General features: G+C 33.0%; 15 protein-coding genes. All 15 read right to left on the bottom strand.

The features are described 5' to 3' along the window. Positions 1 to 9: 9 nt before the first annotated feature. Positions 10 to 1,293 carry an O-antigen translocase gene (locus JML65_RS07135; protein ID WP_202270384.1) on the bottom strand — a complete coding sequence of 428 codons (1,284 nt, stop codon included), beginning with the start codon at positions 1,291 to 1,293 and terminating at the stop codon, positions 10 to 12. Further along, a complete protein-coding gene (locus JML65_RS07130) occupies positions 1,283 to 2,392 on the bottom strand; it encodes a DegT/DnrJ/EryC1/StrS family aminotransferase (RefSeq protein WP_202270383.1) in 1,110 nt (369 codons plus the stop codon). Before JML65_RS07130 ends, JML65_RS07135 begins: the two co-directional genes overlap by 11 nt. Next, positions 2,389 to 3,327, bottom strand: coding sequence for a hypothetical protein (locus tag JML65_RS07125; RefSeq protein WP_202270382.1), 939 nt, complete (start codon positions 3,325 to 3,327; stop codon positions 2,389 to 2,391). The genes JML65_RS07130 and JML65_RS07125 overlap by 4 nt, the downstream gene beginning before the upstream one ends. Next, complete coding sequence (locus tag JML65_RS07120; RefSeq protein ID WP_202270381.1) at positions 3,324 to 3,998, bottom strand: SDR family NAD(P)-dependent oxidoreductase; 675 nt, start codon at positions 3,996 to 3,998, stop codon at positions 3,324 to 3,326. Before JML65_RS07120 ends, JML65_RS07125 begins: the two co-directional genes overlap by 4 nt. Positions 3,999 to 4,026: 28 nt before the next feature. Continuing rightward, positions 4,027 to 5,019, bottom strand: a complete 993-nt coding sequence (locus tag JML65_RS07115) for a 3-oxoacyl-ACP synthase III family protein (RefSeq protein ID WP_202270380.1) — start codon at positions 5,017 to 5,019, stop codon at positions 4,027 to 4,029. Then, positions 5,016 to 5,432, bottom strand: coding sequence for a sugar 3,4-ketoisomerase (locus tag JML65_RS07110; protein WP_202270379.1), 417 nt, complete (start codon positions 5,430 to 5,432; stop codon positions 5,016 to 5,018). The genes JML65_RS07115 and JML65_RS07110 overlap by 4 nt, the downstream gene beginning before the upstream one ends. Then, entirely contained in the window at positions 5,422 to 5,826 is a 405-nt protein-coding gene (locus JML65_RS07105; protein WP_202270378.1) for a sugar 3,4-ketoisomerase, read from the bottom strand. Before JML65_RS07105 ends, JML65_RS07110 begins: the two co-directional genes overlap by 11 nt. 2 nt (positions 5,827 to 5,828) lie before the next feature. Further along, positions 5,829 to 8,189, bottom strand: coding sequence for a GumC family protein (locus JML65_RS07100; protein ID WP_202270377.1), 2,361 nt, complete (start codon positions 8,187 to 8,189; stop codon positions 5,829 to 5,831). 70 nt (positions 8,190 to 8,259) lie between these two features. Then, positions 8,260 to 9,552 carry a nucleotide sugar dehydrogenase gene (locus tag JML65_RS07095; protein ID WP_202270376.1) on the bottom strand — a complete coding sequence of 431 codons (1,293 nt, stop codon included), beginning with the start codon at positions 9,550 to 9,552 and terminating at the stop codon, positions 8,260 to 8,262. An 85-nt stretch (positions 9,553 to 9,637) separates the two neighbouring features. After that, entirely contained in the window at positions 9,638 to 10,456 is an 819-nt protein-coding gene (locus tag JML65_RS07090; protein WP_202270375.1) for a polysaccharide biosynthesis/export family protein, read from the bottom strand. Positions 10,457 to 10,493: 37 nt separating this feature from the next. Continuing rightward, positions 10,494 to 12,422 (bottom strand): polysaccharide biosynthesis protein, encoded by a 1,929-nt coding sequence (locus JML65_RS07085; RefSeq protein WP_084085228.1) that lies wholly within the window; start codon positions 12,420 to 12,422, stop codon positions 10,494 to 10,496. A gap of 128 nt (positions 12,423 to 12,550) precedes the next feature. Beyond that, on the bottom strand, positions 12,551 to 13,687 hold the full coding sequence (locus JML65_RS07080) for a DegT/DnrJ/EryC1/StrS family aminotransferase (RefSeq protein WP_202270374.1): 1,137 nt from the start codon (positions 13,685 to 13,687) through the stop codon (positions 12,551 to 12,553). Positions 13,688 to 13,714: 27 nt separating this feature from the next. Further along, positions 13,715 to 14,173 carry a regulatory protein RecX gene (locus JML65_RS07075; protein WP_174772365.1) on the bottom strand — a complete coding sequence of 153 codons (459 nt, stop codon included), beginning with the start codon at positions 14,171 to 14,173 and terminating at the stop codon, positions 13,715 to 13,717. A 59-nt stretch (positions 14,174 to 14,232) separates the two neighbouring features. Further along, positions 14,233 to 15,498, bottom strand: a complete 1,266-nt coding sequence (glyA, locus tag JML65_RS07070) for a serine hydroxymethyltransferase (protein WP_202270373.1) — start codon at positions 15,496 to 15,498, stop codon at positions 14,233 to 14,235. 362 nt (positions 15,499 to 15,860) lie between these two features. Continuing rightward, complete coding sequence (locus JML65_RS07065; protein WP_202270372.1) at positions 15,861 to 16,766, bottom strand: NAD(P)/FAD-dependent oxidoreductase; 906 nt, start codon at positions 16,764 to 16,766, stop codon at positions 15,861 to 15,863. Between the last annotated feature and the right edge of the window lie 135 nt (positions 16,767 to 16,901).

Below are 16,901 nucleotides of genomic sequence, written 5' to 3'. Positions count from 1 at the left end.
AATAATAAATTAATTTTTTGAAAAAATAAGATTTTTAAAAATAAAAACCATAACTATAAAATATAAAAAATAATTGAGACAATAAGCTTGCGTTGCACCAATTATTCCATTTGCATTTATAAAAAAATATGAAAATGTTATTAAAGAAAATGAAAAAATAATTTCTGTTAAAATATATATTTTCGGCATAGATTTAGCAACCATAATAAAAGCCAATATCCAACTCATTATTTTGAAAAAATCACCAAGTAATTGCCAGAAAAATAAATCTTTCATAGAATAAAATTCTTTTGTAAATAAAAGATTAATAACAACATCTTTTAACAAAAAGACAATAACTAAGCTAATAAGTATTAATGGAGCTATAATTTTATACGTTTTTATAACCTCATTTTTAAGTGATAAATTATTTTTAATTTCTGAGAGCTTTGGTAAATAATAAACTCCAAAAGTTGTTGTAAAAAACACCATATATAAGGTTGAGATTCTATTCATTCCTTCCCAGTAACCCGCAGTATTTATTGAAAAATTTTTTATCAGGTATCCCCTGATCAATAATTGTGATATAGGCACTGTAGCGGCCGAAACCAATGCCATTAATGAATAAGATGCGTACTTTTTAAGAATCTTTATATTCCAATGTCCCCAAAGGTATTCCTTATTAAACCAGTCATATTTTCTAACTAAAAAAAAGGTCACAAATAAAACGACCCCCTGATAGCTTACATTGGCAATAAGAGCACCCTCAAGATGGAACATTAGCACTAATAAAACAGTAAATATAAGTCCAACTAAACTAGTAATAATATTTACTATAATAAATCTTTTGAACTCCTTAAAACCGTTTAGTATAGAAAGAAAGTAATTATTTATTGAAAATAACAACAAACTTATTCCGAGAAAAATAAAGACATAGTAATATTTTACGTCTAAAAGGATCCAAGTACTTATTGGATGGCTTAACAAAATTAATATAAGTCCGAAAAACAATGATAAACAAAAAGTGATTTTAAAACCGTTACTTAAAAATTGTTTTAAAGTTTTTTTATCATCATTAAATTCAGAAACATATTTTACAACTCCATTATTTATTCCACCTGCTCCTAGAGTTGTAAAGATTGCTGTAAAATTTTGGAGTTGCCCTAGTAATGTAATACCTGCAGGTCCAATAATAGATGCAACTATTTTTACGCTTACATAACCTGTAATTAATTTTATAATTGTTGAAATACTTGTGAAAGAAAATACTTTAACCAGATCACTTGCAATTATTTTCTTTACTTTATTCAGCATTATATGAATTAACTATAGCTATAATTTTTAAGAGTTCTTCCTCACTCATTACAGGAGAAATAGGCAAACTTAATACTTCATTGTGTATTTTTTCACTAATAGGAAATGACAATTCATTCCATTCCTTATAAGCCTTTTGTTTATGCGGTGGAATTGGATAATGAATGATTGTTTGTATTCCGTTTTCTGTAAGATAAGTCTGAAGTTCATCCCTTTTCTCCGTTCTGATTACAAAAACGTGCCATACATGTTCCTTATCATCTACAGGGTATTCAGGAAGAATAATATTAGGATTTATAATTCCATCTATCAATCTTTTGGCAAGCTGTCTTCTTACTTCATTTTCATTATCAATATACTTCAGCTTTACATCCAATACAGCGGCTTGAATTTCATCCAACCTAGAGTTTAAACCTTGATATATATTAACATATTTTTGATTTGAACCATAATTAGCCAGAGCTCTTATTGCCTTTGCCAAATCATCATCATTGGTTGTCACAGCCCCAGCATCTCCCAAAGCTCCAAGATTTTTACCCGGATAAAAACTAAAACCTGCAGCATCTCCAAGATTTCCAGCTTTTATGCCCTTCCATTCTGCACCGATAGCTTGAGCGTTATCTTCAATAATTTTAAGATTATGCTTTTCCCCTATTTTCTTAAGTTCTTCAGAAAACACAACTCTTCCCTGAAGGTGTACAATAAGGATTCCTTTCGTCTTAGGGGTAATTTTTTCTTCGATTTTAGAAATATCAATATTATAAGTATTGATCTCTGGCTCCACTAACACAGGAACCAACCCATTATCTGAGATAGCAAGGATAGAAGCAATATAGGTGTTAGAAGGAACTATAATTTCATCTCCCTTCTGCATTATACCCAATTCAATATATCCCCGAAGAATAAGACGCAATGCATCTAAACCATTGGCTACCCCAATCGCATGCTTTGCCCCTATATATTGAGCCAGTTTTTCTTCAAAGTTTTTCAATTCTTCACCTAATAAATACCATCCTGAACGGAAAGTCTTTAAAATTCTATCTTCAATCTCCTGTTGATAAACCAGGTTTATTTTTTGTAAATCTAAAAACTTTATCATCTCAGTTTATATGTTAAAATATGTGAAACTTTACCCAATTTACATCCTAATTTTTCATAAGAGTGAATTACGGCTTTATTTGTTGAAGCAGGGTGCATAAGAGCAAATTCGGCTCCTTGTTCTCTTAAATGATATGCCATTTCGGAAATAAGTTTAACATACCATCCTTGGTTTGTTTTGGATGATACGGCACTTAATACCATTTTAGATACTTTAAGATCAATATTATCCCACCAGCTTTGATAATATTTAGCTGTTAAAAATGAATCTGCCGGCACTCCTTCTTCATTTGGAACCATCACATAATCTGCAAATCCTTTTACTGATTCTTCTGCAAATACTCCCAGGAAACTATCTGCAATTACCGGGTCTAAACAGACATCAGCATGAAACCTATCAAATGGATTAACCATTTCAGAGGAAACTTTCTTTAAATTTATAATATCAGATTCCTGAGCTTCTCTTACAGCATATCTGTTGTTTGTAAATTTATTAAGATCCAGGTAATATGTCATCCTTGTTTCTACCAGCCTAAACAAACTTTCATTTAAAGCCTGAATGACAAAAATATCTTCAGAAGGAATTTCAATGAAAATGTAATTACTCTTAACAACATTTTCTTTAAAGGCTGAAATTGCTTTTAAAAGTTTTGCATAGTTAGTTTCTCCGAAAAGTATATAGGTAAGTTTAAGAGTGGGCATTTTAAAAAATTCACTGTCCCATTTTAAGAATTCGTAAAAGAAATTATATGTGTGTCCCTCAATATCAACGCTATAAATTTCTCCTTCTCCGCCTTCCGGTTTTGAAAGAATATCATTTTTAACAAAATACTCAAATGACTTTTCAGAGTTATTTCTAAAAAAGCTTGTTGGTGCATAATGCAAGAGTTCATTTTTTCTAAACTCTATTTGGCTTTTGATTAATTCATTACTCATATTAATGCTCCATTTAGATCAATTGATGAACCATTGATATATTCACAATTAATTAAGTAATCCACTGTTCTAAAAATATCGATCGGCTCACATAGCTTTTTAGCAGGAATCTGTTTAACCAGGTTTTCAAGAAATTCTTGTGGTACCTGACTTATCATTCCCAATTCACTATATCCCAGGTTAATGTTATTAATTGTTATATTCAGTCCTGCATTTTCTTGAGCTAATGACTTAGACATTCCCCAAAGTGCAGATTTAGATGCTGCATAAGCACTAATTCCAGGCGTACCTTTAGAGGCAACAACAGAGGAAAAATTGATAATTCTACCAAATTTTTGAGAACGCATTATTGGTAATACTGCTCTTATGCAGTTGAAAGTTCCAACTAAATTCACATCAATAACCTTCTTCCATGCATCAGGATCTGATTTATGAGCAAAGGCATTATATGTAATTCCTGCGCAATTGATAAGGGTGATATTTTCTAATGATTCTACATTGCTATCAATCCAATTTGAAACTGATTGATAGTCTGTAACATCCACTTTAGAAAGTGCATCTTCTGAAGAAGAAGTACTGTTATAAGTACCTAAAACTTTGAAATCTAAAGATTTATATTTCTCATACAGAAAATTACCAATCCCTTTTGAGGCTCCAATTATTATAATCATATTGTGTTGTTTATATTTATTTATTAAATTACATCCATCTAATAATGGATGCGCCATAAGTCCAGCCGCTTCCAACTGCAACAAAAAGAATAATATTCCCTTTCTTTATCTTTCCTGCTCTATGCAATTCATCTAATAAAATAGGTAAAGTACCACCTGAAGTATTAGCATATTTATCCATATTTGTCATTACCTTTTCAAAAGGCAAGCCAATTATTTCTGCTGTTTTTTGTAAAATTTTGATACTTGGCTGGTGTGGTACCATTAAATCTACATCTTCTATTGATAGCCCAGTATCTTCTAAAACCTGCATAATAGCTTTGGGAAGAACTTTCGTTGCTGTTTCGTAAACTGCACTTCCGTTCATTTGAAAGAAATGTTTCTTTTCTTCTAATGTTTTTGAAGTAGCAGGAAATTCTGATCCACCCCCAGGAATTGTAAAATTTTCTTTTCCTCTTCCATCAGAATAAAGACGGTATGCTAAGAAACCTCCGTCATCCTTACAGTGAGAAATAACGGCAGCGCCTGCTCCATCACCAAAGAAAACAGCATCTCTCCTCGTCCAATCAGTAATTTTAGAGAATGTATCCGCACCGATGATGAGAACATTATCATAAACTCCACTTGCCACATATTGTGAGGCAACAGACATTCCAAATAAAAAGCCACTGCAAACTGCTGAAATATCAAAAGCAGCAGCATTATAGGCTTGTAATTTATCTTGAACAATGCACGCAGTTGAAGGGGCCAGACGATCCGGAGTAGCTGTTGCAACAATTATTAAATCGATATCATCTTTTGTTAATCCTGCATTGCTAATTGCTTTTTCGCCTGCTCTCCAAGCTAAATCACTAGTCGCTTCTGTCTCACTTGCGATTCTTCTCTCTTTAATTCCTAAATTTTCAAATATCCAGTCAGCACTTGTTGGTAAAATGGTTTCTAAATATTCATTCGTATATATTGTTCTTGGAACATAAGAGCCCGTTCCTATTATCTTAACATTTCTAACTAATTGTTTCATTTCAAAGATTCTAAAAAATTACTATAATCTCTAATATAGTCTCTTTCGTTATAGGTATGAGACGCCAATACTAGGCAAATAGCACCTGACGAAAAATTAACTTCTGAAGCCCAGATTCCAGGTGGAATATGTAATCCTATATCAGGACGATTTAAAAAGACTTGCCTTTTAAATTTACCATCATCCAATTCTACTTCAAAACTTCCACCTGCTGCAATAAGAAATTGATGACACTCTTTATGTGCATGTGCTCCACGGCTCTCACCACCAGCAATATCATAAAGATAAAAAACTCTCTTTACATTAAAAGGAAATGACGAATCATTCTCAACAACTGTTAGATTCCCTTCCGCAAAACTGATTTTTCCTAAATCAATTACACTGCAATCAAATACTGAAATCTTACTTTCCATTGACTAATATTTTAAACTCTTCAAAATTTCTAATATAATCTTCATTATTATACAACCTGTCTGATACAATAAGAGCTAATGAGTTAGTAGAAAAATTTTCTAATCTTCGCCAATACATTTTGGGAATATATAAACCATAATAAGATCTGTTTAAAGAAAATCTTTCTTCTTTTATACCATCATGTAATACTACATCAAAACTACCTGAAAGTGCAATAATAAATTCCTGCTGTTCTTTAAAGGCATGGCTTCCTCTTATTTCACCTCCCGGTACATCATAGACCCAATAAGTTCTTACAATCTCAAAGGGCAATTGGTTGGGGTGTTCAAAAAAAGATAAGTTACCTCTTGGGTCAACAATTTTAGGAAGCGTAATAAGAGCCGGTTTATCCATAATTAAAATCTGTTTTTAAGCTTTGTAAACCAATTTTGCTCTTCAGCATGATATCCATACCCATATTTATTGCCATATCCAAAGTAATCCTTATCAACATCATTTAATATAAAGCCTACATTCTTAATTTTCTGGCTGCTGATACTCTTATTTGCAAAATCAATTAATGCATTTTCTGTATATCTTGATCTGGTTACATATAAAGTAACATCAGCCATATCAGCTATCAGGAATGTATCTGTAACAAGCATTAGAGGAGCAGTATCCAGAATAATGTAGTCGTATTGATCACTCAATTCTTCAATTAAATGTTCATAACGTCCATTTGTAAGCAACTCTGTAGGATTTGGGGGAATACTTCCGGAATAAATAACATCTAAATAAGGATTGAACGTAGATACATGTACAACTTCCTTAATATTTATTTTATCACTATACAAATATTCTGTAAGACCTAACAAACCTTTTCTAGCAGGATTATATCTCTGAAGCTGCGGGTTTCTAATATCAGACCCAATAATAATAACCTTTTTGTTCGGAGTAGCTAAAGTAAGTGCTAAATTAACGGAAACAAAAGTTTTCCCCTCTCCCTTTACCGTTGAAGTAACGAAGATAACTTTAGCATCTTTCTTTTTAGGAATCATAAAATTCATATTAGTAATAAGAATTCTAAATGCCTCTGCCAAAGGTGAAAGATCATTAAGTTTTACCAATTCATCCTGACCTCTTAATAAACCAGGGATTTCACCTATTACAGATTTACCATGAGAAAGTTTCTCTAGATCACTTCTTGATTTCACTTTATTATTAAGAAGTTCTTTTAAGTATATAATCACAAATGGAATGACAAAGCCACAAACCAATGCGCCTAAAAGTATAAATATTTTTTTTGGTGCAACTGGTTTAGGTGAAGCATAGGCATAATCTACTATTCTTGCTTTACTAGCTGTTACAGCTAAAGAAATAGCTGTCTCTTCTCTTTTTTGTAATAGAAGTAAATATAAATTTTCCTTTATTTGCTGTTGTCTCTCAATACTTCTAAACATCTTTTCCTGAGCAGGAATTTTTGTGATTTTTGAGCTGATCTTACTCTGCTCTCCTTCATATTGATTTTTAGCTAACTGAATTCCTGTCCTATTTTTAATAAGACTTTCCATTACAGAGCCTTTTAAAGATGAAATCTGTTTATTAAGATCTATAATTAATGGGTTTTGAGGGGTTGCATTTTCTAATAAGCGGTTTCTCTCCAATACCAACTGATTGTATGCAGAAATATTAGTTGTAGCAGTCGTATTATTTAAACCAATATTGGAAGGTAGAACCTGACTGTTATTTTGTCTGCCCATAAAATCAATCAACGCATTGGTCAGTTCAAGCTGAGATTCCAGGTCAATTTGTTTTGCTCTTGCTTCTGCGGAAACTTCAAGATTAATTTTAGCTTCTGTTACTAAATCAGTAATCTGATTATTGGATTTGAATTTTTCCTTTTCACTTTCTACCTGCCCCAATTCATTTGAAATGATATTGATTCTGTCATCTATAAAATCTTTTGTTTTTTTAGATTCTGAATTCTTATCTGAAATCGCTTCATTATTATAAGCTTCTACCAGTTTATTTACTATATCTTTAGCTTTAGATATATTAGCATAGTTAAGAGACAACCCAATCACTGTAGCATCTTTATTTACCAATGCTACATTTAATATTTTTTGTAAGTTATCCACAGCACCATCAACTGTCGAATATGTCATATAAATATCTCCCATTTCTCCAGCTTCTAATTTATTAAACTGGGAATTTTTCAATATGATTATATTAGCATAAGGAAGATTGATAACTTTATTAAACTGAGTTTTAATCTCAGGTAATTCATCACTAGCTAGAGTTATGTTATCCCCGGAAATTTTTACTAAAATAGGTTTTTGAGGTTCTTTTGTAAAGGGTTTTTCATTAACTACTTCAATGATAACAGGAGATGAACTTTTGTAAAGCTCTTTTTCTTTTAACCCATATTTAGTATAGACAGAAGTTTGTAATCTTAATTGTTTTACAACTTCTTGCATTAATTTTTTAGACTTAAAAATTTCTATTTCATTATCTATACTATTAGTTCCCATACCTCCCAATACCGACAAATCCTGTAACATACCAAAATCTCCAGCACCAGAAGCTGCTTTTTTAGCATCTTTAATAAGTACTGATGATTGAATGCTAAATACCGGAGTAGTTAGTTTTAAATAAAAATAACTGATAATTAAAGACACTATAGGAATAATAACAAACCATAACCAGTTTCTTAAATAGGGTTTGATTATTTCCTGGATATTAATTTTTTCTGATTCTTCAATAACTGGATTATCCATTATTTAGTTTTAAATTTTACAAATTATTCTGTTACTTAACAACAGATATTTATTAGTTTTATTATTTTAATTATAGTCTAGCATCTACTAAACTTCTATCAATACAAGCTTTAGTATCAAAGATGACACTATCTTTTTTCTTTAGTTTTTCAAAATCTAAGGTAAGAAATTCTTTATGGGATACAGCAACTATAATAGAGTCATATTTTTTATCTTCCGGAAGCTGATCGAGAATGCTTATACCATATTCATGCTCCACCTCTGATTTATTCACCCATGGATCAAAAATATCAACTCCAATTCCATAATCTATTAATTCATTATAAATATCAATTACTTTGGTATTTCTAACATCAGGACAATTTTCCTTAAAAGTTACTCCTAATATCAAGGCTTGTGAACCTTTAATAACATTGCTTTTTGCTATTAACAATTTCACCACTTTTGAAGCTATAAACTTTGCAATTGAGTCATTTACTCTTCGACCGGATAAAATAACATCCGGATGATATCCCAATTGCTCGGCTTTATGCGCTAAATAATATGGATCTACAGAAATACAGTGCCCTCCTACTAATCCAGGTTTATATTGTAAGAAATTATACTTTGTACCAGCAGCTTCCAGAACATCGTGAGTATCAATTCCCATCCTGTCAAAGATAAGAGCTAACTCATTCACAAAAGAAATATTCACATCTCTTTGGGCATTTTCAATGGCTTTAGATGCTTCAGCAACCTTTATACTAGGTGCTTTATGAGTGCCTGCTGTAATGATTGTTTTATATAGACGATCTACTTCCTCTGCGATTTGAGCAGTAGACCCTGAAGTTACTTTCTTTACACTTGTCAAAGTGTTTATTTTATCCCCTGGATTAATCCTTTCCGGAGAATATCCTACAAAAAAATCTTCATTGAATTTTAAGTGAGAATACAGTTCTAATATAGGAACACACTCCTCCTCTGTACAACCAGGAAAAACGGTAGATTCAAATATGATAATATCTCCTTTTTTTATAATCCCTCCCAGCATTTTTGATGCTGTAAGTAACGGATTTAAGTCAGGAGCATTATATTTGTCTATGGGAGTTGGTACAGTGACTATAAAAATATTACAGTCTAAAAGTTCTTTCAGTTCACTTGTACCATGATAACCTATACTTCCGCCGGATTCTTTATAGGAATTTAAGCCATCATTAAGCTTACGGAGATCCGCTTCCTGTGTTATATCGTAGCCATTATTAAGCTGGTTAATTCTGTCTGCATTAATATCAAAACCCAAAACCGGATAATGACCTGCAAACTCCAAAGATAAAGGTAACCCTACATATCCTTGCCCGATAACAGCTATTTTATATGATTTCATTTCTTTGTGATTTTATTAGAAGAGCCTTTATCCTTACTTTATAATACAATTTATGTAAAGTTGCATTTATAGATATATAATACTCTTACTTTTTAAACAAACCAACCACTACGGCAAGTGCAGTGACAATAACAGAAGCTGCTGTCAGATAAATCGCTGTATTAGGGTTTTGTTTAGAAGCTATGTCTCTTGCTTTATTCGACGGAACAATAACAGCATCTCCTTGCTTCAAATTAAAATAGGGGGAATTAATAAGATTAGCATCCTGTAAATTGATTTTACCATGAGTAACTGTTCCATTTTCAGTTCTTATTACTAAGATATCAGTCCTTTTACCATACATGGTTAAATCTCCAGCAAGTCCCAAAGCATTGAGAATCGTAGCCTGTCCATTAGATATGGTATAGTCTCCCTGTTTATTAACCTCACCTAAAACTGTTATTTTAAAATTAGCAAGCCTTATACTTATCGTCGGATTAATAACATATTGACTTACTTTATCCTTTACTTCATTTTTAAATTCTACAAGTGATTTACCTTTTGTATCAATTTTACCAAGAACGGGGAAATCTATATTCCCTTCACTATCTACAATATATGTAGGTCCTGAAATGGTTGTCATCCCTTGATTAGGTGTATTTCCTCCTGCAAAACTATTGGTTTGAATCATTTCGGAAGAAGAATAGTTTTGGTTGAATGGTTTTACAACATCCATATCCTTTGCTGTAATCAAAATCACTAATTGATCACCAGTTTGTATAGTAGAATTAGAATTTTTAGCAGATGATTCTATTGCAACATTTTCTATATTCTGCATATAATTTAAATCATTCTGGGCATTTTCCTTTACCTTACATGATACTAATAAGAATACAAAAAATATCCCTAATATTTTACTTTTCATATTTTAAAATTGTACAAATATACACTTATATTTTTTCCTATTTATCTAAAACCTCGTAGATTGAATTATTGCTTATAAATTCAGGAACGATGAGCTTTAAAATTTTGACGACCTCTACTTTTTCTTTATTGACAGATGCCTCTCCAATCAAATGAACAAGACTTTCTATTTCTGAAAATGACATGGTAGGATCTTTAGAAATCATGATCTTTTCATTATGGGTAGGAAGAGTTTTTGCATTGTCACTCAACAGCTCTTCGTATAGCTTTTCTCCCGGTCTAAGTCCTGTGTAAATAATCTTAATATCAATATTGGGTTCAAACCCTGATAATTTAATCATTCTTCTGGCCAGATCAAGAATCTTCACCGGCTCACCCATATCGAAAACAAAAATTTCACCCCCCTGTCCCATTGTTCCTGCCTGAAGAACCAGTTCGCAAGCCTCAGGAATGGTCATAAAATATCTTACAATATCAGGATGGGTGATTGTTACGGGTCCTCCAGCTTCAATCTGTTTTTTAAAATGTGGAATAACAGAACCGTTTGACCCTAGAACATTCCCAAATCTTGTGGTAATAAACTTCGTTGAATTTCCCTCAGCATGTTGTAAAGACTGAACAAATAATTCTGCAGCTCTTTTAGAAGCTCCCATTACATTAGTAGGGTTTACAGCTTTATCCGTAGAAATCATCACGAATCGGTTTACTTTGTAACGACTGGATAAAACAGCAATATTTTTTGACCCTAAAACATTTACACGAATAGCTTCATTAGGATTGTCTTCAACAAGAGGTACATGTTTATAGGCTGCAGCATGATAAACCATTGAGAAATTATACATTTCGAATAACGGCTCAACCCTATGTATATTGGAAACATCTGCCAAAACAAATTTAAACCTGATATGAGGAAACTTATCTTTCATTTCAAGTTCAATATCATATAACGGTGTTTCAGCCTGATCTAACACCACAATTAAAGAAGGTGTAAACTGAGCAACCTGTCTTACAATTTCGCTGCCGATAGAACCGGCACCACCAGTTACTAATACGTTTTTACCGTAATGTCTGCTTTTGACTTCTTCATTTTCAATTTTTATAGGCTTTCTGTTAAGCAAATCTTCAATTTGAAGGTTTCTGATTGATCCTCCCAGATCACTGTCTCTTAGTTTTTGCACAGAAGGAGCTTTGAAAACATTCAGGTCTTTTTCCAGAAATAAATTCACCCAGGAATTCATCTCATCCTTAGCCATCATTTCTTTTACAATAATAACTCCGTCAACAAGAAGGTCATCTTTGGTATTTTCTTCAATTTTTTCTTTTGCATAAATAGGCTTCCCTAAAAGCGACGCCCTTTTTGAGTCCGTTCTTTGTGTCAGGAAACCTACAACCTGGTAAGGAAGGTTAGGATTATCCAAAATAGCCCTCGCGATAGCAATGGACTGTTCATCAATCCCCAACACAAGGATTCTTTTTTTCAACGTACTTCTCCTATACTCTCTGACAATATGAAAAAATTCTTTGACATAGAGTCTAAAAAGAAATAATCCCATAAAGGATATAACAAAGTATAAAACTAGATAGGGGGTTAAAATGAATTTGCCTCCAGTAACCCAGAAATACATCAGATTAATTGTCGCAACGACAAATAATGTAGAGAAGCAGGAAACAAGAAGTTTAAATAAGTCTATAAATGTGGAATGTCTGATAATCCCTGCGTATGTTTTAAAAAAATACATAAATGCTGTATTTACCAAAATGATAAAAGCAAAAACAATACTTTTCTCTTCATGATAAATAAACTCTTTTTGGGTAATTTTTTCAATGATATACGTAGAAAGAAATAAGGATACTACCAAAATAATAATATCTATTACGAGTATTATCCATCTGGGAAGATATCTTACATCTGAGAGATTGACAACATTATCTCCTCCAAATATTTTTTTTCTAAGAGAGTTATACATTGTCTTGATTGGTGTTCATATGTTATTAAATGTGGTACAATTTCTAGCCGCTTAATTCAACTCACATTGAATCATTCGTGCAAAATTAAAATAAAATATCATCAATATCCTAAATCTAAAAAATAATTTTACTTTCTTAGATTTTTAAGGACATCTGCAATTCTATTTTTATCTTCAGCAGAAAGATTGGTCCCTGACGGCAAGCATAAACCCGCTTCAAAAAGCATACCACAAATATTATTTCCAAAAAACCTATACCCTTTATATAAGGTTTGCAAATGCATAGGTTTCCATAAATATCTGGTTTCTATATTACTCTCAGAAAATATTTTTTTTAATTTTTCTTTTGTCATTCCATAATTATTTCCTCCAATGGTGACAGTGTTCAACCAATAATTAGAGAAAAAATCTTCGCTTGGTTCTTCCAAAAGATGGATGGTTTCATCGTTTTCAAGTATATCCTGATAAAACTCATGGTTTTCTCTTCTCTTTATTACCCTGTCTTCTAAAACATCCAATTGCCCTATTCCTATCCCTGCAGAGATATTACTCATTCTATAGTTATATCCTATGTCTGAATAGCTGTAATACTCTTTATTTTCGTTGGCCTGGGTAGAAAAAGAAAGAGCCCTTTCTTTATTTGCCTTACTTCTCGATATTAAAATCCCCCCACCTGAAGTTGTAATAATCTTATTTCCATTAAAACTAATCACAGACAAATCTCCAAATGTTCCACAAGGTCTATTTTTATAAGTACTGCCCAGAGCTCCGGCGCTGTCTTCAATAATAGGAATTTCATATTTCCTGGAAATTTCAAGGATTTCATCTACCATAAATGGCATTCCATATGAAGAGACAGCAATGATTGCCTTCGGCTTCTTACCTTGCTGCAGACAATATTTAACAGCATCTTCCAAAGCATTGGGACACATATTCCAAGTAGAAGCTTCACTGTCTACAAAAACAGGAATTGCTCTCTGATAAAGGATGGGGTTAGCAGAAGCTACAAAAGTAAAGGACTGGCAAATTACGAAATCACCTTCTTCGACATTCAAAAGCCTCAATGCAAGATGTATTGCCGCTGTCCCGGAAGACAAAGCTGTCACGAAGGAATCTTTGCCAAAATAATTTTCAAGTCTTTTTTCAAACTCATCTATATTTGAACCGTACTGAGAAACTCCGTTTGTATCCAATGCAGTCTGTATATATTTCAGCTCGTTACCTCCTAAGTGCGGAGGTGACAGCCAGATCTTATTCTTTTCCAATTTGTGTGTTTTTTGTTTAATTTATGTTTATTCAAAAATATCATTTATTTTCTCATATTCAAAACCTCTGCTCATTAAATATTTTATAGTTTTTGATTTTCTCTGATATTCCTTAAGTCCTGTCTGTTTAGAGAAGTAATCTTCGTAGATTCTTGTAATGGTTTTCACGTAATCATCTTCATAAATTTCGTCAAAACACATATTGATCAGTTTTTCAGAAATCTGTTTCTGTTTAAGATTCATTTTGATTTTATTCTTCCCCCAGTGTTTGATATAAAACTTCCCTCGGATATAACTTCGTGTAAACCTTTCTTCGTTCAGATAATTTTCTTTCAGAAGATACAATATGATTTCCTCCTTTGCCTCTTCAATAAGCAAAAATTCTCTCATTTTCTGCTCTACTTCAGCATGACATCGGTCCTGATAAACACAATAGTTCACCAATTTCATTTTAATTTCATCAAAAGTAAAAGATTTCTTTTCCATATTTACAAAAAAAAGAATGAGCCTTTGCTCATTCTTTGTATTATATTGTTTCTGTTATATTAATAATTGAATAGAGCTTTTCCTTCCATTAATTCATTAACCTTCTTTCTTACAGATCCAAGAACCTCTTCATTTTTAATATTGTCTACCACATCAGAAATAAATCCGGCAATGGTATCCATATCATTTTCCTTAAGTCCTCTTGTTGTAATCGCTGCCGTTCCTAATCTGATACCAGATGTTGTAAATGGTGATTTGTCATCAAAAGGAACCATATTTTTGTTACAAGTAATATCGGCAAGAACTAATGCTTTTTCAGTTTCTTTACCATTTACTCCCTTATTTCTAAGATCTACAAGCATCAGGTGATTATCTGTACCTCCGCTCACAATGTCAAATCCTCTATCGATCATTGCTTTGGATAACGCCTGAGCATTTGCTTTAACTTGCTTTGCATATGTCTCAAACTTTCCATCTATAGCTTCTCCGAAAGCTACTGCTTTACCGGCAATCACATGCTCCAAAGGCCCTCCCTGGATTCCTGGGAATACAGCTCCGTCCAATACCTGGCTCATCATTTTAGTTTCTCCTTTTGGAGTTTTGTGACCATATGTATTTTCAAAGTCTTTCCCCATCATGATCATCCCTCCTCTTGGACCTCTTAATGTCTTGTGCGTAGTAGTCGTTACTACGTGACAATGCTCAAATGGTGAGTTTAATAATCCTTTAGCTACTAATCCTGCAGGGTGTGCTATGTCTGCCCAAAGTGTTGCTCCAATTTCATCAGCGATTTCTCTGAATTTAGCATAATCAAGATCTCTTGAATATGCTGAGAAACCTGCAATCATCATTTTGGGTCTTTCTCTTAAAGCGACTTCCCTCATTTGGTTATAATCAATAAGCCCTGTTTCTTTTTCTACACCGTAAGAAACCACTTCGTATTGAATTCCTGAAAAATTCACTGCAGAACCATGAGTAAGGTGTCCTCCCATTGAAAGGTCCATTCCCATAATTTTATCTCCAGCTTTCAAAACAGCAAGATAGATGGCTGCATTGGCCTGAGAACCGGAATGTGGCTGAACATTCACATAATCTACTCCGAAAAGTTCTTTTGCTCTGTTGATGGCTAATGTTTCAACCTCATCTACCACTTCACATCCCCCGTAATATCTTTTTCCGGGATATCCTTCAGCATATTTATTTGTCAGTACACTTCCCATTGCTTTCATCACGTTTTCAGAAACAAAATTTTCTGATGCGATAAGCTCTAATCCATGGGCTTGTCTTTGTCTTTCCTTTTCAATCAGGTCAAAAATAATATCCATTTTACTTTTAGTTTTTGAAATTTTTCACCCCAAATGTACGGAATTTCCCTTGAGATTTTGGTATCAAATCATATGATTTTTAGCCCCTAAGTGTTGTAAAACCTTATCGGGAATATATAATTATAAATTTCCTGCCCTAAACCGGTGACCATAATTTTTAATCCGATTACAAACTTTCCAAAATAAACCTCTGTTGTGATTGCATCTGAGAAACAAGTAGTCAACAGTTTTTTCATTCTTTACCTCTTGAAAAATGGAGGCTATACAAAAGGACAACTTGTTAACAAAATAACTTTCCATTACAAAATTTTACAAAAATTCCCCATAGAGCTGTTATGGGGAAAGTAATATCTGGAAACTTGTTAAAATTCTTCTTCCGAAAGTTCTTTATTGGCAATAGCTCCGGCAAAATTACCTTGTGCAACAGCATTGGCTACAGACCTCATCATGGTAACATTATCTCCACAGGCGAAAACACCGGGAACATTTGTTTTCTGCATAAAATCTACCTTTATAAATCCTTGCTCCGTTAATTCAACCCCCAAATCAGTCGAGACATTCAGATGTTGTTCAAAAGGTATTTTGGCGTATAAAGCTTTTAACGAAACCGTTTTTCCGTTTTTAAAAATCATGTTCTGAATATATCCGCTCTCATGTTCTATACTTTGAACTTCATCCTCGTTGATGTTAATTCCATTCCGATTCAATTGGGCGACCTGCTCCGGAGTGAGCTTAGTTTTCCCATTGGTAAACAGGGTTAGCTTTTTAGTTAGATTAAAAACCAGTTTTGAAAATTCAAAAGCCATCTCCCCATCTGCAAGAATTCCGGTTACCTCATCTTTTACTTCATAACCATGACAATATGGACAGTGTATTACGGAAATCCCCCAACATGCTGCAAATCCTGGAATATCAAGCATTAGGTCCTTCACTCCGGAAGCAAGAATAAGTTTTTTAGCCCGGAAAACCCCATTATAAGATGATTCTACTTTAAAACCCTCAATTTCCTTAGTTATTTTCACAACAGTACCATTATAGAATTCTACAGTATGATAGGCTTTCACCTGCTCCCTTGCTGCATCTGAGATTTCTTTAGGAGTGCTTCCATCATGCGTAATAAAGTTATGCGAATGTGGAGTTTGTCTGTTGCAAGGTCTTCCATTATCTATGATTAAAACATTTCTTAAGGATCTGCCCAGAGCCATTCCTGCTGATAATCCGGCATAACTCCCTCCTATTATGATGACATCAAATTTTTTACGTTCCATCTGCTTATTGCTTATTGCTTATTGCTTATTGCTTATTGCTTATTGCTTATTGCTTATTGCTTATTGCTTATTGCTTATTGCTTATTGCTTATTGCTTATTGCTTATTGCTTATTGCTTATTGCTTATTGCTTATT

Source organism: Chryseobacterium sp. KMC2 (genome assembly GCF_016756935.1).
GTDB lineage: Bacteria > Bacteroidota > Bacteroidia > Flavobacteriales > Weeksellaceae > Chryseobacterium > Chryseobacterium rhizosphaerae.
The sequence above is the reverse complement of the archived record's forward strand: the minus strand, read 5'-3'. Positions and strand labels throughout refer to the sequence as shown.